Raw genomic sequence first — 23754 nt, forward strand, 5'->3', positions numbered from 1 at the left:
TTTTTATAATTTTAGCCGATTTTGATGAATGCAATGGAGAAGCCCCTGAACTCAAAAGATTGAGAACAGGGGCTTCTTTTAGTTTACTATGTTTATTCTACTATGTAATTAACGTAAAATTTTATTTAGACGGAGCTTTTTTCACCCATTTGTCCAACCATTCAAAGAATGTGCGTTGCCATAACACTCCATTCTGTGGCTTCAATACCCAGTGGTTTTCATCCGGATAAATCAGCAGCTCTGCAGGAACACCACGCATCACGGCAGCATCAAAAGCAGCCATTGCCTGATTAGCCAGGATACGGTAGTCTTTTTCTCCATGAATACAGAGAATAGGAGTATCCCATTTCTCTACGAATAGGTGAGGAGAGTTGGCAAACGTACGCTGTGCCACCGGATTCTGTTTTTCCCAGTATGCGCCTCCCATATCCCAGTTGGCAAACCATTTTTCTTCAGTTTCCAGATACTGCATTTCCATGTTGAAGATACCATCATGAGCAATGAACGCTTTGAACCGTTTGTCGTGATGTCCGGCCAACCAATATACGGAGAATCCTCCGAAGCTGGCACCTACGCATCCCAGACGATCTTTGTCCACATACGGCTCTTTTGCCATTTCATCGATAGCAGTGAAGTAATCCTTCATACACTGGCCACCGTAATCGCCACTGATTTGTTCATTCCATTCCACACCGAATCCCGGCAAACCGCGACGGTTTGGAGCAACGATGATATAATCATTAGCTGCCATAATCTGGAAGTTCCAGCGATAAGACCAGAACTGGCTTACCGGACTCTGCGGACCTCCTTCGCAGAACAGTAAAGTCGGATATTTCTTGTTCGGATCAAACTGTGGAGGATAAATCACCCATGTCAACATCTGTTTACCATCTGTTGTTTTCATCCAGCGACCTTCCACTTTACCCATTTCCAGCTGGTCATAGATTTGTTTGTTCTCCTGTGTCAGTTGAGTGGTAGAACCATCCAGTGCCACAGAGTAAATCTCATCACCCATACTCATTGAATGACGTTTCGCAATCAGCTTATCTCCGAAAAGAGCTACCCCTTCGTAATCATACATTCCTGAAGTAATAGTCTTTACCGAATCATTTGCCAGGTCAAGCGCATAAATTTGTGATTCTCCATGCCATACACCTGTGAAATAGATCACTTTAGCATCTGCTCCCCAGACAAAAGCATCCACATTCGATTCGAATGCCTTACTCACAAAACGCTTCTCGCCAGTTTCCAGGTTCATGATGAACAGACGGTTCAGATCAGCTTCGTATCCGTCACGTTCCATGCTCTGCCAGGCAATATACTTGCCGTCCGGTGAGTATTGTGGGTTGGTATCATATCCTTTGTTCTCTTCAGTAATATTTTCTGTTTTCTTAGTATTCAAGTCATAGATATAAATATCAGAGTTGGTAGAAATCGCATATTCCAGTCCTGTCTTTTTACGGCAAGTGTAAGCCACTTTGTCCGAAGTCATATTCCAGGCAAGTTGCTCAATGCCACCCCAAGGCTTCATCGGACTTTCATACGGTTCGTCGTTCAGAATATCCACGATATTGGAAATGCCGTTACCATCAAAGTCGGCAACAAAAGGATGCGGAGCGGTCGTCACCCATTCATCCCAATGTTTGTACATCAGGTCGGTAACGATGATACCGGTAGCTTTCGGCAGGTCCGGATACTTATCAACAGTGCTTTCTTTCGTCTTTACTTGTGAAATAAACAGCAGTTTTTTGCCATCCGGTGAGATGGAATATCCTTCAATATTTCCGTCGTAGTTGGTCAGCTGCTTGCGCCCGCTACCATCCGGATTCATTTCATAAAGCTGGCTGCTTCCGTTGTCATTACTTAAGAATGCCAGTTTGGTGCCTCCCTTAATCCAAGTCACCTCATTTTCCTGATACGGGGTATGAGTGATTTGTTGATTTTCGCTTCCATCTGCGTTCATTACGAAAACTTCGCGGTTACTTTTGTTTTCCGGTACGCTGTAATACGCTACCGTATACGCAATTTTCTTTCCGTCGGGCGATACAGCGAATCCGCCGATACGTCCCATAGCCCAAAGTGCTTCGGGAGTCATGCGCTTCCCTTCGATCTTAATATCCGATTTCTCGATAAGCACCTGATCTGTCTTGCCTGCGTCTTTGGTTCCTCCGCAGGCAGCTAACAACATTGCTGCCGACATCATAATTAAATTAGCTTGTCTCATATATTTTATAAAATGTTTATTTTCTTGCGAAGATAGTGAAAAAAGGATTTAAATCTTCTTTTTCTGCCAGTTTCCTTTCTTCATATACCAGTAGCAGAACATCAGCGTGAAAATACCATATACGCATTCCGTTGTCCAGGCAAATGCGACGTCCATCCGCAGGTACATGATGAAATATGCAGAGTATGTGACGTAGATAGCCAATACACAAAGTTCCATAGCCAGTGCAGTCCGCGTATTCCCTGTACCTGATACCGATTGGAAATAAACATTGGCAGGCACCAGCACCAGATAGGCAGAACACAATACCCACAGTGAAGGCACGGATGCTGCTCTCAAATCCGGCATATCTGTATAAATACGTAGGATCAGATCCGGAAATAGACAGAAGAATATCAGAATTGGCAATACAAATATATATCCAATGCGAATGTGCTGCCTGATAGTACCCCGTACACAATCCTGTTCACCTGCACCGATCAGATTGCTGACCAATGAACCACAGGTGGATGCAAATGCCATTGCAATCATAAACGGGATTCCCGACACGTTTCGGATAATGTTCGCGATTGCCAAAGAGCGCTCTCCCAAATGTTCCACAAATAGAAAGAACATAAACCAGGTAGACAAAGAAACAAAGTTCTGAATCATTGTCCACACAGAAACATTCAGTATTCGTTTCAGTGTTTTCCCTTGGAACTTAGGCAGTATATTCAATGCATACTTCCTGCAGTCAATCCGCTTCCAGGTATAGATGATAAAGAAAATCACCGATACCATTTCAGCCAGCGAAGAGCCGATAGCAGCACCGGCAATTCCCAATTGCGGGAAACCGAATTTACCGAAAATCAGGATATAATTGAATACCACATTCGAAAGTACCATCACAATAGAGTTCAAAGTCAGCGTCTTGGTCTGCGTCGTACCTACAAAGAAGGCGCGGAACATCACCATGATAAAAGAGAAGAAAAACCCGTACACACGCCAATGAATATAACTCTCGGCTGCATCGTAAATGTGAGGAGACGAAATGATATTCTTGAGGATATATGGTGAGAATACGATGGAGAACGTGAATAAAATCACTGCCATGGCAAGCAGGAAATATATGCCCTGATAAAAAATGGGTCCGATTTCCTTGTAGTTTCCTTCTCCATTGCGACGCGCAATTAATATCTGGGCACCGATGCTGAAACCGAATGCCATCATGAAAATGGCAAGGTAATATACACCTGCAATGGCGGAAGCACCTAATTCGATTTCTCCGACACGTCCCAGAAAAGCAGTGTCCGTCATACCAATCATCTGTTCCATAATCAGACTGATTAGGATAGGGTAGGAGATTGTCCAGATTTGTTTATAAGAATATTTAGTTTTCATCCTATTTTATTTTTTAGAGAAAGAAAGCCGGGCGACCAAAATAGGTGTCCGGCTTTCTTAGAATAGATTTCGGGAATTACTCCTTATTTTTTATTCTGTCTTTGCTGCTGCAATTGCTCTTGTTGCTTTTGCATCGCCTCCAGGCGAGCAGCAAATCCGGTCTTTTTCATTTGTTTCGGGTCTTTCTTTTTCGCTTCAAGAATAGCCAACAATTTAGTTTCGTCAGTCGTTCTACGAAGCAGAATCATAGTACCCACACTAATCAGCGTTGACACGAAGTAGTAATAGTTCAAACCTGACGGATAATCGTTCAAGACGAACAAGAACATAATCGGCATCAGATACATCATCCATTTCATAGCCGCCATTTGTGGCTGCGCTCCGGTATCCTGCATAGACATTGTGTACTTTGTGTTCAAGATGTTTGTCAACGTCATCAGCAAGCAGAACAAGCTAAGATGGTTACCCAGGAACGGAATATGGAATGGGAATGTGATGAACGCATCATAAGTAGAAAGGTCGTCCGCCCACAAGAAACTCTGTTGACGCAGCTCGATAGCACTCGGCACGAACATAAACAAAGCCATCAGGATAGGAAACTGCAATAACATCGGCAGACAGCCGCCCATCGGGCTTACCCCGTACTGGCTGTAAAGGCCCATCACCTCCTGCTGTTTCTTCATTGCATCTTCCTGTTTCGGATATTTCTTGTTGATTTCGTCAATTTTCGGTTTCAATACACGCATCTTGGCAGAAGACATGTACGTTTTCCAGGTAGCCGGATAAACCAGCACTTTCACCATAATAGTCAGAATCAACAGAACGATACCCATGCTCAATCCCCAGCCGGACAACCAGTCGAATACGTTGATCGTGATAAACTGGTTAATCCAGCGAATCAGCGGCCAACCCAGGTAAACCAGTCGGTGAAGCTCCCATTTCTCGTCACGTCCTTTATCCAGCGCTTTCAGCGTCTTGAAGTGGTTCGGACCGAAGTAGAAGTACATCTCTGTCGGTTCTTTGCCTGACGGATCAAAGAAAGTATTCATTTCAGCAGAATAATCTTTGATATATCCGCTTCCCTGTTGTTCCATTTTTGACTTAACGGAAACCTTGTCGAAATCCTGTTCAGCGATAAATACAGACGAGAAGAACTGATTCTTGAAAGCTACCCAATCAATGCGTCCCGGCAAATTCTGACTGTCATCTTTGGCAGCAGACAAGTTGTCTACATTATCACCTGTTACTTTATAAGTCAGTTCCGACAGACGATTCTCATAAGTGAATCCTTTTTCCAGTTGGCGGGCACGTTGTGACCAGTCGATGTCTACATACTTAGTACTAGCCAACTTGTCTTCCATGCCTGTCGCTTTGATTTCAAAGTTCATCAGGTAGCTATCCGGTTTCAGCGTATAGATGAAATCGATATAGCTTGTGCTATCCGCAGCCAGGCGCATTGTAACACTACTGTCCGTCTTGTTCACAGCTTCAAAGAAATAATCTTTGGTCTGGATGGCTCCTGCCTTGTTGTAAAAGTTGAAGTTCATCGAAGCATCGTCACCGTCGAACAACATGACCGGCGTCTTTTTGTCTTGTGCCATATAATCTTTCAGCATGGCTGAATAGACACGTCCGCCTTTGGTTGTGAAAGTGATTTCCGCTACATTATTCTGGATGCTGATTTTAGAGTCGGTTCCATGCAAGGCATTGAAAAACAAAGCAGAAGAATCGGCAGCCGATGCCACCTCTTTTTGACTGTTAGCCAGTGCAGCTTCCGTTTTAGCCTTCAACGCTTCCTCCTGCTGCTGTACCACGGCAATAGAATCGTAGTATTTCTTTTGCGCAGCTATCTGTTCCTCGCTTGGACGGCTCAAAAAACTGAATCCTACCAATAATATACCTATCAGAACGAGACCTGTGATGGTGTTTTTATCCATTCTTATTTTAATTACAAATTATATAAATTACAAACTACCGGTTGTTTACCACGTATCGTTAGCCGTTCACCGTTGCTTTTTCGTTTTCGATGGCAGCTTTCACAAATGCAACGAACAACGGATGAGGGTTCAGTACCGTACTGCCATATTCCGGATGGAACTGTGTACCGACAAACCATTTCAAAGTCGGGATTTCAACGATTTCTACCAGATCCGATTCCGGGTTGATACCTACACATTTCATGCCGGCAGCTTCATATCGGTCTTTATAATCATTGTTGAACTCATAGCGATGGCGGTGACGTTCCTGAATATGTTCCTGTCCGTAAGCCTGATATGCTTTCGAACCTTTCTGCAATACACATTCGTAAGCGCCCAGACGCATCGTACCACCCATATTGGTGATTGCTTTCTGCTCTTCCATGATATCAATCACGTTGTGCGGAGTCTTTTCATCCATTTCACGTGAGTTGGCATCTGCGTATCCCAGTACGTTGCGTGCAAACTCAATAGCAATACATTGCATACCCAGACAAATACCGAAAGTCGGAATGTCATGTGTACGTGTATATTTGATAGCGACAAACTTGCCGTCGATACCCCGTTGACCGAATCCCGGACCAATCATTACGCCCGCCATACCTTTCAGAGCTTCACATACATTTTCGTCTGTCAGTTTCTCGCTGTTTACGAAATGAACTTCCACTTTGCGGTCATTGTAAGTACCCGCTTGCGATAAAGCTTCACGGATAGACTTGTAAGCGTCCTGCAAATCGTATTTTCCAACCAGTGCAATATTGATCGGTTCTTTTGTCTCTGCAGCGTGACGACGTTCCAGGAATTTACGCCATGGGCCGAGTCCCGGAGTTTCTCCTACCGGCAGTCCCATCTTTTCGAGGATAGTGCTGTCCAGCCCTTGTGCTTGCATCAGGATAGGTACTTCGTAAATTGTTTCCGCGTCGATAGACTGCACAACGGCTTTATCGTCTACATTACAGAATTGTGCCACTTTCTTACGCAGTCCGTCACTTAGCGGATGCTCGGCACGCAGTACCAGTACATCCGGCTGAATACCCACACTTTGGAGTTCCTTTACAGAATGTTGCGTCGGTTTTGTTTTCAATTCTCCGGCAGCAGCAAGATAAGGAACATAGGTCAAGTGTACGCAAAGAGCGTTCTTACCGAGTTCCCATTTCAACTGACGGATACTTTCGAGGTAGGGGAGTGATTCGATGTCACCTACCGTACCACCGATTTCAGTAATCACAAAATCAAACTTGTATTTATTACCAAGCAGTTTAACATTCCGTTTGATCTCGTCTGTGATGTGAGGAATCACCTGGATCGTTTTACCCAGATAATCTCCACGACGTTCCTTGTCAATGACGCTCTTGTAGATACGTCCCGTAGTAATGTTGTTCGCCTTTGTCGTTTGTATACCCAGGAATCGCTCATAGTGTCCCAAGTCGAGGTCGGCTTCGTGTCCGTCTACGGTTACATAGCACTCTCCGTGCTCATAAGGATTCAATGTTCCCGGGTCGATGTTGATATACGGGTCAAACTTCTGGATGGTTACATTATAACCTCTTGCTTGCAGCAACTTACCGATGGATGATGAGATGATCCCTTTTCCTAAAGAAGAGGCAACACCACCGGTGACGAAAATATACTTTGTTTCTCCCACAGCTATAACTGTTTTAATAATTGTTTACTTAGTAGTATTCTTACGAACTTAAAAACCGCAAAATTATAAAAAAAAGAGGAAGATTACAGTCTTTCGTCTCCACAATTTTATTAAAAAATGCAATTTTAAAAGAATCCTATGATTTCTGAACAAAATAATGTAGCTTTGCACTCTAAACCATAGACAAATATGATGAGAATTACTACTTTATGTTCAGCGTTTATCCTGTCAATCTTATCGTTATCGCTTTTTGCACAGGAATCTGTCGATCCCTCTCCACTTCCGACTGACTCTCTGCAGCCTGCTCCTGAAGCGATTAAACCTGCCAAAACGGTTAAATCTTCAACAGTTGTGGCAAAAGCCAGAGTCGTGAAAGCAGATACGCTTTCGGCGGAGCTTCAGAAATATTTGATGCTCAAACTGAATATGTCGGGGCCGACTCCGAAACTGGATACCGTTTCTTATTTATATAATAAGTATGTCGCGCAATTAGATTATTTGAACGACCTGTCTGTGCCGCCACGTTATATTCCGTCTGATCCCGATTATTTTCGTCTGTTCACACCATTGGCATATTATTATGCTCCGATGGCACAATATTCGAAATTGGAATGGAAGCCTATGCAATGGGACACCACTCCTCAACTGACAGCGGAACTTCTGCCTTATGATACCCTGGCATTTACCAAAACCCAGCGTGCCGAGAAAATAGTGAACAGTGCATTGATGGATCTTTATTTGGAACGTCCGAACTTGGTTGTCACTACAGAAGACCGCATCATGAGTCGTGATGTATTCCGTCACGATGTGAAGCCGAAAATATCTCCCAAAGCAAACGTTATTCATCTGTTTCAACCGGAAAATATGGATGATAATGTAGGGAAAGCCAATATGAAGATTAGTCGGCCGAACTGGTGGGTGACCGGAGGTAACGGATCGTTGCAGATTAGCCAGAACCACCTTTCGGATAACTGGTATAAGGGAGGTGAAAGTAACTTCTCCGGATTAGCCACTTTTCAGATTTTTGCCAACTATAATGACAATGAAAAGGTGCTGTTTGAGAACCAGCTGGAAGCTAAAGTAGGTATGACTTCCACTCCGTCAGATGAATATCATAAATATCTGTTCAATACCGACCAGTTTCGTTTGTATAATAAATTAGGTTTGAGAGCTTTCAAGAATTGGTATTATACCATTTCGTCCGAGTTTAAGACACAGTTTTTCAACGGATATAAAGCTAACAGCGAAGAATTAGTTTCCGCTTTCATGTCTCCGGCAGATTTGGCGGTCAGTGTCGGTATGGACTATAAATTGAGCAAGAAGAAATTTAATCTTTCAGTCTTTATGGCACCGTTGACTTACAACTTGCGTTATATCGGTAGCTCTGAAGTAGACGAAACTAAGTTTGGCTTAGACAAAGGAAAATGCTCTAAAAATGACTTTGGTTCCCAGTTACAATCCACATTGAACTGGACCATTATTTCTGCAGTAACTTTAGAGTCTCGTCTCAATTATCTGACCAACTATCATTGGGCACGTGTAGAATGGGAAAATACATTCAACTTCGTTTTGAACCGTTATCTTTCTACCAAGCTCTATATACATACCCGTTTTGACGATAGCTCGAAACCGACTGAAGGAGACAGCTTCTTCCAGTTGAAAGAATTGCTTAGCTTCGGTATCAATTATAAGTGGTAAGTAAATCGAAAGAATAGAAATCAGGCGCGGAATTTCCGCGCCTGATTTGTTTAGGGATGTTGTACAAAATATGGGTGGTAAAATAGAACCAATGTGATAGCGGATTTTTCACGTCCAAGATAGTCTTAACTGTATATTTCTATTTGTATGTAAAAAAAGAAAGCGTTTTTTCTTGTTTACTATTTATAATTTTATCTATCTTTGTCACCGAATTCAATCCATTGCCTAAGGAGTAATGGAAAAATGAGGGGTAAAAATACATGATCATTAAGAAAAATGACGATCGAAATCTTCTGCCAACAGATGTGATTGGCAGCAGCGTAGCGCGCTCAAAACGTTGGTTAGTGGCTATAGTACGTATTTGTCACGAGAAAAAAACAAGTGAGCGGCTTACGAAAATGGGGATCGAAAATTTCCTTCCAATTCAACAAGAAGTCCATCAATGGAGCGACCGCCGTAAAATTGTCGACCGGGTACTGCTTCCGATGATGATTTTCGTTCACGTTGATCTGCAAGAACAAAAAGAAGTCCTGACTTTATCTTCTATCAGCCGTTACATGGTATTACGTGGGGAGAGTACTCCGGCTGTTATTCCTGATCAACAAATGTTGCGATTTAAGTTTATGCTCGATTACTCGGATGAGACGATTAGCATGAGTACATCGCCATTGGCTCCGGGAGAGAAAATACGGGTAATCAAGGGACCATTGGCAGGATTGGAAGGGGAATTAGTACATGTGAATGGGAAATCGAAAGTTGCTGTTCGATTGACAATGTTAGGGTGTGCATGTGTAGATATACCGGCTGGGTGTGTAGAGCCGGTATCTGAAAATGGGGATTTACGTGATTGAGTAATCAATCTATTTTATAGGGGTATGGGGATTTTACTGCAAAAATGTAATGAAAGTCTGTAAAATAGCAGGCAGTCTATCTGACATCGGTAACCAAACAGTGGATATATTTATCGATGACCTCTCTCAAAAATAAAAATCCATAAAGTATTATGAATTATATCTTTACAAAAGATATAGTGTAGAAATGTATGTACGTATCGAAAGATGAAGGGATTCTCTGTTGGGCTACACCAACATGGAAATCGTAGTCATAGTCCTTGTACTGATCATAATCAATCAGATAAATCAAATTTCGAAATATTATTTTATTCATTTATACTATAATGGAAAAAACATTGAAGGGCATAGTGCAATATGCCCGCAAAAATTATTTTAGTTATTGGGTTATTTTAGGTATTGACACGGCAATTTCTGTATTATGTTCGTTGGTCGCTTATGCGGTAATTCATTATATGGCGCATGTTCCAATGACCGACTGGATGCTTTGTAAGTTTGCTTGCGTTTCTTTGGTGGCAAGTGTTGCGGGCTCTTTATTATTCCATACTTATCGTAATACAATTCGTTTCTCACAGGCACGTGAACTTTGGCGTATCATGTGTGCCGTTTTATTTAAAATTACCTGTTTGGTCATTATTTCTTTTGGAGTTATATATGAGACCCAATTGCCATATAATTATAAAATATCCTATCTTCTATTTGATGGTTTATTGACTTTAGTGATCTTGACAACCTTCCGTGTATCATTGATAATCGTCTATGATTTTTTATTGGATTGGGTGAATAAAAAGAACACACGTATTCTTATTTATGGTACTAATGAAGAGAGTGTAGCTTTGAAGTTACGTCTTAGGGATAGTGCCCATTATAAGGTAGCCGGTTTTTATGTATATGGCAAAAATAACAGCCGACGCCGATTGGCAGATCTTCCCGTTTATTACTTTGAAAATGAATCGGATGTTGATTATATTATGCGGAAGCGCGGAATTAAGGGGATTCTGTTTGCCCGTTATGAAGATACCCGCCTGGAAGAAAAACGACTTCTGGAATATTGTAAAAACAATGAACTTAAAACATTGATAGCTCCTACTATCAGTGAAGCGGACTCTGACGGAAACTTTCATCAGTGGGTACGTCCTATTAAGATTGAGGATTTGTTGGGTCGTGCCGAAATTAATATCAACCTTCGTCAGGTTGCAGAAGAATTCAGGGGAAAAGTGGTGTTGGTGACTGGTGCGGCAGGCAGTATTGGCAGTGAACTTTGCCGTCAATTGGTGCAGATGGGAATTCAGAAACTTATCATGTTCGACTCTGCAGAAACACCTTTGCATAATGTCCGTCTTGAGTTTGAGAAAAAATATCCAAATATAGATTTTGTTCCGGTGATTGGTGATGTGCGTGTGAAGGAACGCGTTCGTATGGTATTCGAATTGTATCATCCTCAAATCGTCTTTCATGCCGCCGCTTATAAACATGTACCATTGATGGAAGAAAATCCTTGTGAGGCTGTACTTGTCAATGTGACCGGTTCTCGTCAGGTGGCTGATATGGCTGTGGAATATGGTGCTGAAAAGATGATTATGGTGTCTACGGATAAAGCTGTAAATCCTACTAATGTAATGGGCTGTTCCAAGCGTTTAGCTGAAATCTATGTTCAAAGTCTGGGATGTGCTATCCGTGAAGGAAAAGTGAAAGGTCATACCAAATTTATCACCACCCGCTTTGGTAATGTATTGGGTAGTAACGGTTCTGTCATTCCTCGTTTTAAAGAACAGATAGAGAATGGTGGGCCGGTGACTGTTACTCACCCCGATATTATTCGTTTCTTCATGACCATTCCCGAAGCTTGCCGTTTGGTAATGGAGGCCGCCACAATGGGTGAGGGCAATGAGATCTTTGTTTTTGAGATGGGAAAAGCAGTCAAGATCGTTGATCTAGCGACTCGTATGATCGAATTGGCTGGCTATCGTCCGGGTGAAGATATCAAAATAGAATTCACGGGATTACGTCCGGGTGAAAAATTGTATGAAGAGGTGTTGAGCGATAAAGAAAATACGATCCCGACAGAAAATAAGAAAATCATGATCGCCAAAGTTCGTCGGTATGAATATGCTGATATTCTTGATACTTATGCAGAATTTGAAAAGTTGTCGCGCGCGGTAAAGATCATGGATACCGTGCGGTTGATGAAGAAAATAGTTCCGGAGTTCAAATCAAAAAATTCTCCGCGATTTGAAGTACTGGATAAAGAATAAATAGGGAATAATCAACAAAAGATTCTATAAATAAATTATCATTTAATATGAATAAATCATTGCGCACGCATTTGAATGTACGAAGCTTATATGGAAGTTTGTTTTCCTGTCTGATAGTGGTATTTCTGTTTGCTTCCTGCCAGTCCTATAAGAAAGTACCTTATTTGCAGGATGCGGGAGTTGTAAAGGACACCAATCAACAGGAAAATTTATATGATGCCAAGATAATGCCTAAAGACTTACTTACTATCGTAGTCTCATGTACTAGTCCGGAACTTGCAGTTCCGTTCAACTTGACGGTGGCAACTCCTGCTAATGCGGCTACTGCCAGCACCCAATTGACTACCCAGCCTGTCTTACAACCTTATCTGGTAGATAATGAAGGCAAGATCAATTTTCCTGTTCTGGGTGAATTGAAAGTGGGTGGATTGACGAAAAGAGAAGCTGAACAACTGATAATAGACAAACTGAAACCTTACATAAAGGAGACTCCGATAGTTACTGTCCGTATGGTAAACTATAAAATTTCTGTATTAGGTGAGGTTGCCCGTCCGGGTACATTTACTATCAACAATGAGAAAGTCAACTTATTGGAAGCTCTTGCCATGGCCGGTGACATGACGGTTTGGGGAGTTCGTGACAATGTGAAACTGATTCGTGAGGGTGCTGATGGCAAACAGGAAATTGTAACATTGGATTTAAACAAGGCGGAGACAATTCTTTCTCCTTATTATTGGTTACAGCAGAATGATATAGTCTATGTGACTCCTAATAAAGCAAAAGCTCGTAACTCTGATATAGGTAACAGTACCAGCTTGTGGTTCTCCGCTACTTCTATTCTGGTATCATTGGCAAGTTTATTAGTAACAATCTTCAAATAGTAATATAGATATGATTGAGGAAAAAAGAGAGAACCGGGGTGAGCAACCGGAAGATCAGGTGAATATTCAGGAAATCCTTTTCCGTTACCTGATCCATTGGCCTTGGTTTGTGGTTTCTATAATAATCTGTATCGCCTGCGCATGGGGCTACCTGCGTTTGGCCACTCCCGTCTATGATATAACCGCTACAGTCTTAATCAAGGATGACAAGAAGGGCGGTGGTGCGAGCATGTCCTCCGAACTGGAAAAGATGGGACTGGACGGCTTCGTTTCCTCGTCGAACAATGTAGACAATGAAATTGAGGTGCTGAAATCAAAGTCTCTTGCCCGTGAAGTGGTCAACAATCTGGGACTGTTTGTGACTTATAAGGATGAAGATGAGTTTCCTAATAGGGAACTTTATCGTACCTCGCCCGTAGTGGTGAGCTTGACTCCACAGGAGGCGGAAAAACTGTCTGCACCAATGGAAGTGGAGATGACTTTATTTCCCAATGGTGGGATGGATGCGTTGATAACAGTGAAAGACAAAGAGTACCGGAAACAATTCGATAAATTACCTGCTGTTTTTCCGACCGATGAGGGGACGGTCGCCTTTTTTGAAAGCAAAGATACATTGACGACCAATCAGGCTAAGGAGGAAAGTAAGGAGCGTCATATAAAAGCTTTTATAAACCGGCCGATGTCTGTGGCCAAAGGATATATCAAATCTTTGTCGATAGCCCCTACATCAAAAACTGCTTCTGTAGCTGTTCTTTCGTTAAAGAACTCAAATACCCAACGTGGCAAGGACTTCATCAACAAACTCCTTGAAATGTACAATATCAATGCCAATAATGACAAGAATGAGGTAGCCCAAAAAACCGCAGAATTCATCGACGAACGTATCGGCATTATTTCCAAGGAACTTGGAAGTACAGAACAAGACTTGGAGAACTTCAAGCGTAGCGCCGGAATTACAGATTTGAGCAGTGAGGCGCAAATAGCCTTAACCGGTAATGCTGAATATGAAAAGAAGCGTGTGGAAAACCAGACTCAAATCAATTTGGTGATGGATTTGCAACGCTATATGCAAGGTAATGAATATGAGGTCTTACCAAGTAATATTGGATTACAGGATGCGGCATCAGCTGGTGCAATAGACAGATATAATGAAATGTTGGTTGAAAGAAAGCGTTTGCTCCGTACATCAACCGAGAATAATCCGACGATCATAAATTTGGATACTAGTATCCGTGCGATGCGGAGCAATGTACAGGCTACGCTGGATGCTACATTGAAAGGATTGCAGATAACCAAAGAAGACCTTGCACGTGAGGCGAACCGCTATTCCCGTCGCATTAATGACGCTCCGACCCAGGAACGTCAGTTCGTAAGTATCGCCCGGCAGCAGGAAATTAAGGCCGGTCTTTATTTGATGTTACTTCAAAAACGTGAAGAGAATGCCATCACTTTGGCAGCTACAGCAAATAATGCCAAGATTATTGATGAAGCGTTAGCGGACGACAATCCGGTTTCTCCTAAGAGGATGATGGTCTATCTTGCCGCCTTGGTATTAGGAGTAGGATTTCCGGTAGGTATTATTTATCTGATTGGATTGACCAAATTCAAGATTGAGGGCCGTGCTGATGTTGAAAAACTAACTTCTCTTCCTGTTATTGGCGATATCCCGTTGGCGGATGAAAAGTCCGGTTCTATAGCTGTATTTGAGAATCATAATAACCTGATGAGTGAGACATTCCGTAATGTACGTACCAATCTTCAGTTTATGCTTGAAAATGGCAAGAATGTGATTCTGGTGACTTCTACCATCAGTGGTGAAGGTAAGTCTTTCGTATCATCCAATTTGGCCATCAGTCTTTCTTTATTAGGTAAAAAAGTTGTGATAGTTGGTCTTGACATTCGCAAGCCTGGCTTGAATAAGGTTTTTAATATTTCCCAAAAGGAACATGGTATTACCCAGTTTCTGACCAATCCGACAAAGAATCTGATGGATTTGGTACAGCCTTCCGATATAAACAAGAATCTGTTTATTCTTCCGGGCGGATCAGTTCCTCCCAATCCAACGGAATTATTGGCCCGTGACGGCTTGGAAAAAGCTATCGAAACGTTGAAGGCTAATTTTGACTATGTGATTCTGGATACGGCCCCCGTGGGTATGGTAACTGATACCTTGCTGATAGGGCGTACTGCTGATTTGTCGGTATACGTATGCCGTGCCGATTATACCCGTAAGGCAGAGTTTACTTTGATCAATGAGCTTATGGAAAACAACAAACTGCCTAACCTCTGTATCGCCATTAACGGCTTGGATCTTCAGAAAAAGAAGTACGGCTATTATTATGGTTATGGTAAATACGGCAAGTATTATGGCTATGGCAAGCGTTATGGTTATGGCTATGGTTATGGAGAGAAGCATACAAGTCGGGAGGATAAATAAACTGCTATTGATAAAACCAAATCAAACATAATATGCGTGATTTCAAAGAGATTCGGGTCGCAGTAGCCGGAACTGGCTATGTGGGACTGAGCATAGCGACACTGCTATCACAACATCATCATGTAACTGCCGTGGATGTAATCCCGGAAAAGGTGGAGAAACTAAACAACAAGGTTTCCCCTATCCAGGATGATTATATCGAGAAGTATCTGGCTGAAAAGCCGCTTGATCTTGTTGCCACTTTGGACGGGAGGTCAGCCTATGCTGATGCCGACTTTGTGGTAATAGCCGCTCCTACAAACTACGATCCTGTGAAGAATTATTTCGATACGAGTCGTGTGGAGGAAGTTATCGATCTTGTGCTTGAAGTGAATTCCGATGCCGTAATGGTCATCAAATCGACAATTCCGGTGGGCTATACCCGTAACCTTTATGTAAAATATGCCCAGAAAGGAGTCAAGAAGTTCAACCTGCTGTTTTCACCGGAGTTCCTTCGTGAAAGCAAGGCCCTTTATGACAATCTCTACCCGAGCCGTATCATCGTAGGTTATCCGAAGATCATTGACGGTCCAGAGTTTGCTGAAGAAAACAAGGCGATCCGGTCTGTCACGGATGTCACTATGTTACAGGAAGCAGCTAGGACATTTGCTGCCCTTTTGCAGGAAGGGGCTGTCAAAGAAAACATCGACACGCTCTTTATGGGCATAAAAGAAGCGGAAGCAGTCAAGCTCTTCGCCAACACCTATCTGGCTCTCCGTGTCAGCTACTTTAACGAACTTGATACATACGCTGAAATAAAGGGATTGGACAGCAAAGCGATCATTGAGGGCGTAGGCCTTGACCCCCGTATTGGGACACATTATAATAATCCTTCATTCGGTTATGGCGGTTACTGCCTGCCGAAAGATACCAAACAACTCCTTGCCAACTATCAGGATGTTCCTCAGAACATGATGTCCGCAATCGTGGAATCAAACAAAACCCGTAAGGATTATATAGCTGATGCAGTGCTCCGCAAGGCAGGTTATTATACGGGAAATGGACAATGGGACGCATCCAAGGAACATACTTGCGTCATCGGTGTATACCGCCTGACCATGAAATCGAACTCTGACAATTTCCGCCAGTCCGCCATTCAAGGTATAATGAAACGTATCAAGGCGAAGGGTGCGGAAGTGATCATCTATGAACCCACGCTTGAGGACGGGACTACATTTTTCGGCAGCAGGGTTGTTAACGATCTTGCTGGATTCAAGGTGCAGAGCAAGGCTATCATAGCCAACCGTTTTGACAACAGTCTGGAAGATGTGGAAGCAAAGGTTTATACACGTGACATTTTTAGAAGGGACTGACCATGTTGCCATATAATGTAGAGTTGGACGGAAAGACTGTGCTTGTAACGGGTGCTGCCGGTTTTATTGGGAGCAACCTTGTCATGCGCCTTTTCCATGATTTCCGAAATATCAGGGTAATCGGTATTGATTCCATCACCGATTATTACGATGTCAATATCAAATATGAGCGTCTCAAGGAAATAGAGTCGTTAGACCGTGACTGGACTTTTGTCCGTGCCTCGATTGCCGATAAGGATGCGATAGAAAGAATTTTCTCTGAAAACAAAATTTCCGTTGTCGTAAATCTTGCGGCCCAGGCAGGCGTCCGTTACAGTATCACCAATCCTAATGCCTATGTCCAAAGTAATCTTATCGGTTTCTATAATATCCTTGAAGCCTGTCGTCATAATGAGGTGGAGCACTTGGTTTATGCTTCTTCATCATCCGTATACGGCAGTAACAAGAAAGTTCCGTATTCAACTGATGACAAGGTTGATAATCCAGTTTCTCTCTATGCTGCTACAAAGAAGAGCAATGAGCTGATGTCACATGCATACTCAAAGCTTTATAACATCCCTTCAACTGGTCTTCGCTTCTTCACAGTCTATGGTCCTGCTGGTCGTCCTGATATGGCTTACTTCGGTTTCACTAATAAACTCCGTGAGGGTAAGACCATCCAGATCTTCAACTATGGTAACTGCAAACGCGATTTCACCTATGTTGATGACATCGTTGAGGGTGTAGTTCGCATCATGCAGCACGCTCCTGAGAAGCGGAACGGTGAAGATGGACTTCCAATTCCTCCATACAAGGTTTATAACATTGGTAATAATTCACCTGAAAACCTTCTTGATTTTGTGACTATTCTGCAGGAGGAACTCATTTGTGCAAATATACTCCCACAGGATTATGATTTCGAAGCACACAAGGAACTCGTACCTATGCAGCCTGGGGATGTGCCAATTACCTATGCAGATACCACCCCATTGGAGCAAGATTTTGGCTTTAAACCATCTACTAGCCTTCGTGACGGCTTGAGGGCGTTTGCTCAGTGGTATGCGAAATACTACGGAACATCTGAAAAATAAATGCCTCTAAGCAATTGGCGTGATGCTGCGGATCGAATCCGTTGCCTGCTACAAAACAATATAAACATGAAAGAATTATTGCGTAAGATCAGCAACTGGTACTTCTCGCGCAAGGCACTGCCCTACTGGTGCATCCTTGTCATGGATTGTATGGCAGTCTATGTATCAGGACTCTTTGTGTATTACCTCCAGCATGGAGGTTTGGAGTTGGCACAATACTTCTGGCAAGTCACCTTTGGTCTCGGCTTGTGTCTCATAGTGTATATCATCTCCTTCTTTGCTTTCCACACTTACAACGGTGTGATGCGCTACTCTAGCTTCGTTGACCTCCATCGCGTAGCCTACAGTACTGCTCTTGCAAGCGTTGGCACCTGTCTGCTTCATCAGGTACAGGTGTATGCAAAACTCGCACCTTATCTGCTTATCCCACGCTTCGATAGTGTCATCATGCTTTTCATTGTGGCCACTATGCTCATGTGGTGTTTGCGAGTGCTTGTCAAAAGTCTGCACGATACCTACCGTGGTGATGCCAACATCCAGAAGGTGTTCATCTACGGATGTATGCAAGGAGGAATAGCTCTCGCCAAGAGTCTCAAGAACGAGAACCTTCAGCGCTACCGCCTTTGTGGATTTATCTCCACTGACCGCTCTCTCAATGGTACATGGCTCTTGGGCGAACAGGTGCACTTTGATGAAGATAAGGTCGTTGCCACCATGAAGCGCTATCAGGTGGCAGTCCTCCTTGTATCTCCACTCCAGACCAACCATTTCATTACACGTACCACCCTCATCGATGCCCTCGTTGCTGCCAACATTAAGATCATGATGATGCCACGAGGAGTAGAAGAGTGGGACGGCAAGAGCGAATTGACTCATCAACAGCTTCACGAGGTTGAAATTGAAGACCTTCTTCCTCGCGAGAAGATTGAGGTGGATATGGATGCCATAGGCGAGATGCTTCATGACAAACGTATTCTCATCACGGGTGCAGCTGGCTCCATCGGAAGCGAGATGGCGCGTCAGGTGGCTAAGTTCCAACCTGCCGACCTTATCCTTGTCGATCAGGCTGAGACTCCAATGCACGACGTTCGCCTCTATATGGCTCGCAATCATAGCGACCTTCACGTAGCGACCATCGTCACCAGCATTTGCAAACCTGACCGTATGGAGAAGATTTTCTCTGAGTACCGTCCTGAATATGTCTTCCATGCCGCAGCCTATAAGCACGTGCCTATGATGGAGGACAATCCTACTGAGGCAGTACAGAACAATATCCACGGTACACGTGTCATTGCTGACCTTGCATTAAAGTATGGCACCAAGAAGTTCGTGATGATCTCCACCGATAAGGCCGTTAACCCGACCAACGTGATGGGTTGTTCAAAGCGTATCTGTGAAATCTACTGCCAGAGTCTCAATAAGGCTATTGCTGAAGGTTCCTTGAAATTTGAAACAGCCAACGGCAAGAAACCAGAGACTCAATTTGTGACTACTCGTTTCGGTAATGTCCTTGGCTCCAACGGTTCTGTTATCCCTATATTCAAGGAACAGATTCGCAAAGGTGGTCCTGTTACCGTCACTCACAAAGACATCATTCGTTTCTTCATGCTCATCCCTGAGGCATGTCGTCTGGTGCTCGAAGCTGGTACTATGGGTAAAGGGGGAGAGATTTTCGTCTTCGACATGGGTGAGCCTGTACGTATTGCCGACCTTGCTCAACGAATGATCGACCTCTCGGGTGCTAAGGATGTGAAGATTGAGTTTACTGGTCTTCGTGATGGTGAGAAACTCTACGAGGAAGTGCTCTCTGATAAGGAAGGTACAAAGCCAACGGTTCATCCTAAGATTATGGTGGCTTCTGTTCGTGAATATCCTTATGAACTCGCACTCCAGAACGAGAAAGAACTTTATGAACTCTCTTTTACTGCCGATGATATGACCATCGTGAAGAAAATGAAGGAAATTGTGTTGGAGTTTAAGAGCAAACATAGTAAATACGAAATACTTGATAAGTAGTAAATGGAGCTACAAGAGTTTATAGCAAGATACGAAGTTGCAGCCTCTTTGATTAGCAAGCCTACTGCAATTGAGGATCTGTCCAGCATATTTGGTAAGAAGTGCTCTTATCCGAGACAGACTGCTGACCTCGTGTAAAGTTGTATCAAAGGATTGTTAGAGACAAATACGGAAACCGATAATAAGAAGAATCGTATTTCGTCATAGTCTCCAATCTTTGGGTGTTGCAATTATGTAGGGAGTAGCCAACTAAGTACATTATTGATGCTTTCGAAACTCTTCAAAGTTTCCTTGATACTGGATTTTATAACGAATGGCATAATTGTAGAGAAATAAGATAACAATAAAACCCAAATACGATGTTTATTGGTAAGATTAATCCGCTCCCATTTTGGGAACGCTTCAAAGCATTCATCAAGTCGTACCCTGGCATGGCAGGAATTCTAGGGATTGCTTGCTTCGTATGGACATTGCTATATAAGATGCTATTTGTGAACATAGAGGCTTCATACCAGTGGTTGGTTCCACTGGGAGATGTTTTCTATGCAGTAGCTCTCTCTGTGATAGCCTCTGTTATTTTTTACTATTTCACAAGCTTTATCCCAAACTACAGAAGCAAGAAAACGATAGATAAGCTCTTGTTGAAATGGCTACAGCAACTTGATTGGTATGGTAAGCAAATGGTGGGAGACATTTCACAACTAAATTATGCCGAAGCCAGCAAGAAGAGCTTAGGAGCTATTGTAATAAGAAGCTTTCAGCTAAACCTCAGTTGGGTTCGCTATACTTTCTTGGGCCTTACTTTGGCAATTGGTTTGAATACTTTGATTACTGCTTCCAGATGGAGGATACATATATCGAGAAATGCCTTCAATATCAGGACAAATTGCCAGTCCAGATATTGGAAATTTTGAGGATATGGAGATACATGATAATCTACGATAAGCATTGAGTGATTGCAAGTTTCAGCTTGCTACAAATCAGGTAAACAATCTGATGGGAAGTCTGCAGGTAAATTATGATACGATGGAGAATCTATCTCATCTTATTTGGAACCATTGTAACAGTATGAGGTAGCTCGTTACATTATATCAGAAGAGTTCGGTTTATTGATTGACAGATAATTTGGTACTTTTAAATTAAATGATGAGTATTTCTCCTTGCGACAAATGAACAAACATTTATATTGGATTGATTTTGCAAAAGTCATAGGTTTATATCTTATGGTATTAGGGCATGGTAATATGGTTAGTGATGATTTGCGTTGTTATATTTATTCTTTCCATATGCCGTTGTTTTTTGTCATATCAGGACTCTTTGCAAAAGATTATATAGAGAGGATACCTGTCATAAAAGGTAGTTTTAAGACTTTGATGATACCATACATTTGTCTGAATGCGGTATGCTTGATTTTTTTTTCATTACTTGAATTGTACAAAGGGACTTTCAGTATCGGACTGTTGAAGTCTCAGATGTTTGCAATAGCTCTTGGTGTAGGTTATGCGACAGAATCTCTTACACCTGTATGTACGCCAATGTGGTTTTTCTATGCTCTATTCATTATTAAGATAGTATATGCAGTAGTGCCTAAGACAAAAATATCTAAAACACTTCAATTCGTGTTGTGTTTCGTAGCAGTAAGGTTGCTGACTTATTATAATATTGATACTTATATACCGTTAGACTCAGCAATAATGGCATATCCGTTCTTTTTAATAGGGACGGAAAGCAAACAACTTTTGAATAGCTCATGTTGCAGAAACTACAAGAAAGTTTCGCTTACTGTCATTGTTCTTGTATTATCCTATTTCATTTCTCAGTTTAATGGTAGGTGCGATATTGATACGATGCGTTATGGTTCTTATTATAGCTTATTTATATTTACCGGTATCGCTACCACGATTTCTATATTGACTATATGCAAGATGATAATTGAATATGTTTCATATATTAAGTCTCAACTAACAGTACTCTGCATCGGAGCCCCTTTGATTGTTGGATTGAATCTGCTTATTATAAATGTCGTAAAACCAATTTTCTCCTTTCTGGTGGGAGAATGGAATAGTATATATGGTATGATACTGGGGATAATTATTATGTGCCTCTTTTATCCTCTCATAATTTTCACAAAGAGATACATGCCAATAGTATTAGGAAATCGAAAAGAAAGGGAAAGAAATGAAGACTGAATCAATAGGTAAAAGATTGGCAAAGAACACTGCATATATGTATGTTCGAATGGTAATCTTAACTGTCATTACTTTATACACTTCAAGGATTGTATTGCAGCAACTGGGAGTTGATGACTTTGGAATATATGGTGTAATAGGTAGCGTTGTTGCTATGTTTTCCTCTTTACGAGGTTTGTTTGCAACATCCACTCAGCGCTTTGTTAACTACTCAATGGGAGAGGGTAAATTTGACAAGGTATGCACTATTTTCAACATGTCAATTTTGATTCATGTAATAATTAGTATCGCACTTTTTGTATTAGGAGAAGGTCTTGGAATCTGGTTCATTGAGTGCAAGATGTCTATTGATCCATCACGAGTATTTGCAACTCATTGGGTTTTACAGTTTTCTTTACTATCTGTTGTAATTAGTATGATTACAACCCCCTTTGATGCATTAGTATTGGCGCATGAAAAGATGAATTTTTATGCATACATTGCAGTATTAGAAGCTGTTCTTAGACTTGCAATAGTTTTCGCATTAGCATATTCTCCTATTGATAAACTTATTCTGTATGCCATACTGCAATTTATAATCACAATAATAGTATTCTTGGTGAATCTTTGGTATTGCAGATCTCGCTTTTCGGAATGTAGATTCAAACGAGTATGGGATAAGAAAATATTTATTGACATGAGTGCTTTTGCTGGATGGAATTTTTTGGGAAATACAGCATTTGCGATTACTCAGAACGGTCTAAATATGTTGATAAACACATTCTCTGGAGTTGTTGCAAATGCTGCAAGAACAATTGCTTATCAGGCAAATGCAGCTTTGGGTAAGGCTTTGGATTCAGTTACAACAGTTATAAATCCATACTGCACAAAAACATACGCATCAGGACAGATTGAGAGGACTTTAGATGTGATATATTTTGCATCCAAAATATATATTATTCTTCAGATCTTTATAGCATTGCCTTTATGTGTATTTAGTAAAGAGATATTGTTATTGTGGTTAGGTCAAGTTCCTGATTATACGATAGGATTTATGAAAATAATAATGCTGCATTCTGTTATTCGTTCAATACACTATCCACTAAATAACTTATTTAAGACGGTTGGCAATTTGAAACGATATCAACTTGCAGAAATATCAATTCTCTCACTTCCTTTATTGGCGTCTTATATCTTACTTAGACAGGGTTGTGAACCTTATGTTGTGTTCTGGACATTGATAATATTTGAAGTGATAAATTATGTGGCAATTATTGCAATAGCAAAAGAGGATGCTCATTTACCAATTAGAACATATCTAAAGAGAACAATTATTCCTTGCGCCATTTCAGTTATTATTACGCTTGGTGGTTATTCCTTATGTATGGCATACAGCGGATTATATTATCGTCTCTTTTTCTTAATAATTTCTATGGCAGTAGTTTTGGCAATAATGTTTTGTATAGGGTTAAATGCTTATGAAAGAAAACTAATAATCAATTTGTTAAAAACAGATAATCGAAATATTAGATAAATTGTCAAAGTTGACTAGATATTAGAAGGTATTCCCTGATATCTATTTTCCAAAATGTTGGCTTCTGTGATAATAGGTAACAACGTATGGGTAGGAGCTAATGCCACAATTCTTCTAGGAGTAAAGGTTGAAATTTTAAGTATTATCGCAGCAGGTTCTGTTGCTACCAAAAAGATGCCTTCTGGTGTATTGGTAGCAGGTAATCCGGTAGTTATAAAAAAGAAGCTCAGGTAGTATTTACTATCTGGTTTCGATAAGTCAGATAGA

Annotated in this window: 16 protein-coding genes; 12 read left to right on the top strand and 4 right to left on the bottom strand. The window is 41.7% G+C overall.

The window, feature by feature from the left end; all coding sequences use genetic code 11:
• Positions 1-121: 121 nt before the first annotated feature.
• From AB5217_RS00620 to AB5217_RS00635, 4 genes are all read right to left on the bottom strand, one after another.
• Positions 122-2224 (bottom strand): prolyl oligopeptidase family serine peptidase, encoded by a 2103-nt coding sequence (locus AB5217_RS00620; protein WP_368112736.1) that lies wholly within the window; start codon positions 2222-2224, stop codon positions 122-124.
• Positions 2225-2272: 48 nt separating this feature from the next.
• Positions 2273-3604, bottom strand: a complete 1332-nt coding sequence (gene bexA / locus AB5217_RS00625) for a multidrug efflux MATE transporter BexA (protein WP_004309255.1) — start codon at positions 3602-3604, stop codon at positions 2273-2275.
• A gap of 83 nt (positions 3605-3687) precedes the next feature.
• Positions 3688-5541 carry a membrane protein insertase YidC gene (yidC, locus tag AB5217_RS00630; RefSeq protein WP_368112735.1) on the bottom strand — a complete coding sequence of 618 codons (1854 nt, stop codon included), beginning with the start codon at positions 5539-5541 and terminating at the stop codon, positions 3688-3690.
• Positions 5542-5599: 58 nt separating this feature from the next.
• Complete coding sequence (locus tag AB5217_RS00635) at positions 5600-7225, bottom strand: CTP synthase (protein WP_117610616.1); 1626 nt, start codon at positions 7223-7225, stop codon at positions 5600-5602.
• 189 nt (positions 7226-7414) lie between these two features.
• Between AB5217_RS00635 and AB5217_RS00640 the strand changes: the two genes are divergently transcribed.
• The 12 genes from AB5217_RS00640 (at position 7415) to AB5217_RS00700 (ending at position 23721) form a co-directional block, all read left to right on the top strand.
• Positions 7415-8923: a DUF3078 domain-containing protein gene (locus tag AB5217_RS00640; protein WP_287767362.1), complete on the top strand. Its 1509-nt coding sequence runs from the start codon at positions 7415-7417 to the stop codon at positions 8921-8923.
• Between the two features lie 260 nt (positions 8924-9183).
• Positions 9184-9774, top strand: coding sequence for a UpxY family transcription antiterminator (locus tag AB5217_RS00645; RefSeq protein ID WP_368112734.1), 591 nt, complete (start codon positions 9184-9186; stop codon positions 9772-9774).
• Positions 9775-10100: 326 nt separating this feature from the next.
• Positions 10101-12029 (top strand): polysaccharide biosynthesis protein, encoded by a 1929-nt coding sequence (locus tag AB5217_RS00650; protein ID WP_368112733.1) that lies wholly within the window; start codon positions 10101-10103, stop codon positions 12027-12029.
• A gap of 47 nt (positions 12030-12076) precedes the next feature.
• Positions 12077-12910 carry a polysaccharide biosynthesis/export family protein gene (locus AB5217_RS00655; RefSeq protein WP_287767360.1) on the top strand — a complete coding sequence of 278 codons (834 nt, stop codon included), beginning with the start codon at positions 12077-12079 and terminating at the stop codon, positions 12908-12910.
• A gap of 10 nt (positions 12911-12920) precedes the next feature.
• Positions 12921-15347 carry a GumC family protein gene (locus AB5217_RS00660; protein ID WP_287767359.1) on the top strand — a complete coding sequence of 809 codons (2427 nt, stop codon included), beginning with the start codon at positions 12921-12923 and terminating at the stop codon, positions 15345-15347.
• A 32-nt stretch (positions 15348-15379) separates the two neighbouring features.
• Complete coding sequence (locus tag AB5217_RS00665) at positions 15380-16699, top strand: UDP binding domain-containing protein (protein WP_287767357.1); 1320 nt, start codon at positions 15380-15382, stop codon at positions 16697-16699.
• A 2-nt stretch (positions 16700-16701) separates the two neighbouring features.
• Positions 16702-17769, top strand: coding sequence for an NAD-dependent epimerase/dehydratase family protein (locus AB5217_RS00670; protein ID WP_287767355.1), 1068 nt, complete (start codon positions 16702-16704; stop codon positions 17767-17769).
• A 66-nt stretch (positions 17770-17835) separates the two neighbouring features.
• Positions 17836-19785 (top strand): polysaccharide biosynthesis protein, encoded by a 1950-nt coding sequence (locus AB5217_RS24925; RefSeq protein WP_008776621.1) that lies wholly within the window; start codon positions 17836-17838, stop codon positions 19783-19785.
• 431 nt (positions 19786-20216) lie between these two features.
• A complete protein-coding gene (locus AB5217_RS00685; protein ID WP_368112732.1) occupies positions 20217-20699 on the top strand; it encodes a hypothetical protein in 483 nt (160 codons plus the stop codon).
• Positions 20700-20954: 255 nt separating this feature from the next.
• Entirely contained in the window at positions 20955-21974 is a 1020-nt protein-coding gene (locus AB5217_RS00690) for an acyltransferase family protein (RefSeq protein ID WP_134978744.1), read from the top strand.
• Positions 21964-23487, top strand: a complete 1524-nt coding sequence (locus AB5217_RS00695; protein WP_008776624.1) for a lipopolysaccharide biosynthesis protein — start codon at positions 21964-21966, stop codon at positions 23485-23487. Before AB5217_RS00690 ends, AB5217_RS00695 begins: the two co-directional genes overlap by 11 nt.
• A 54-nt stretch (positions 23488-23541) precedes the next feature.
• Positions 23542-23721 carry a DapH/DapD/GlmU-related protein gene (locus AB5217_RS00700; protein WP_008776625.1) on the top strand — a complete coding sequence of 60 codons (180 nt, stop codon included), beginning with the start codon at positions 23542-23544 and terminating at the stop codon, positions 23719-23721.
• The last annotated feature ends 33 nt before the right edge of the window (positions 23722-23754 follow it).

The organism is Bacteroides sp. MSSM.1001136sp1_RTP21357st2_D2_RTP21359_211015, assembly GCF_040913205.1.
Lineage (GTDB): Bacteria > Bacteroidota > Bacteroidia > Bacteroidales > Bacteroidaceae > Bacteroides > Bacteroides ovatus.

Coding starts and splice junctions, on each gene's coding strand:
- AB5217_RS00620 (WP_368112736.1), bottom strand. CDS start 2,224: ATGAGACAAGCTAATTTAATTATGATGTCGGCAGCAATGTTGTTAGCT.
- bexA (WP_004309255.1), bottom strand. CDS start 3,604: ATGAAAACTAAATATTCTTATAAACAAATCTGGACAATCTCCTACCCT.
- yidC (WP_368112735.1), bottom strand. CDS start 5,541: ATGGATAAAAACACCATCACAGGTCTCGTTCTGATAGGTATATTATTG.
- AB5217_RS00640 (WP_287767362.1), top strand. CDS start 7,415: ATGATGAGAATTACTACTTTATGTTCAGCGTTTATCCTGTCAATCTTA.
- AB5217_RS00645 (WP_368112734.1), top strand. CDS start 9,184: ATGATCATTAAGAAAAATGACGATCGAAATCTTCTGCCAACAGATGTG.
- AB5217_RS00650 (WP_368112733.1), top strand. CDS start 10,101: ATGGAAAAAACATTGAAGGGCATAGTGCAATATGCCCGCAAAAATTAT.
- AB5217_RS00655 (WP_287767360.1), top strand. CDS start 12,077: ATGAATAAATCATTGCGCACGCATTTGAATGTACGAAGCTTATATGGA.
- AB5217_RS00660 (WP_287767359.1), top strand. CDS start 12,921: ATGATTGAGGAAAAAAGAGAGAACCGGGGTGAGCAACCGGAAGATCAG.
- AB5217_RS00665 (WP_287767357.1), top strand. CDS start 15,380: ATGCGTGATTTCAAAGAGATTCGGGTCGCAGTAGCCGGAACTGGCTAT.
- AB5217_RS00670 (WP_287767355.1), top strand. CDS start 16,702: ATGTTGCCATATAATGTAGAGTTGGACGGAAAGACTGTGCTTGTAACG.
- AB5217_RS24925 (WP_008776621.1), top strand. CDS start 17,836: ATGAAAGAATTATTGCGTAAGATCAGCAACTGGTACTTCTCGCGCAAG.
- AB5217_RS00685 (WP_368112732.1), top strand. CDS start 20,217: ATGGCAGGAATTCTAGGGATTGCTTGCTTCGTATGGACATTGCTATAT.
- AB5217_RS00690 (WP_134978744.1), top strand. CDS start 20,955: ATGAACAAACATTTATATTGGATTGATTTTGCAAAAGTCATAGGTTTA.
- AB5217_RS00695 (WP_008776624.1), top strand. CDS start 21,964: ATGAAGACTGAATCAATAGGTAAAAGATTGGCAAAGAACACTGCATAT.
- AB5217_RS00700 (WP_008776625.1), top strand. CDS start 23,542: ATGTTGGCTTCTGTGATAATAGGTAACAACGTATGGGTAGGAGCTAAT.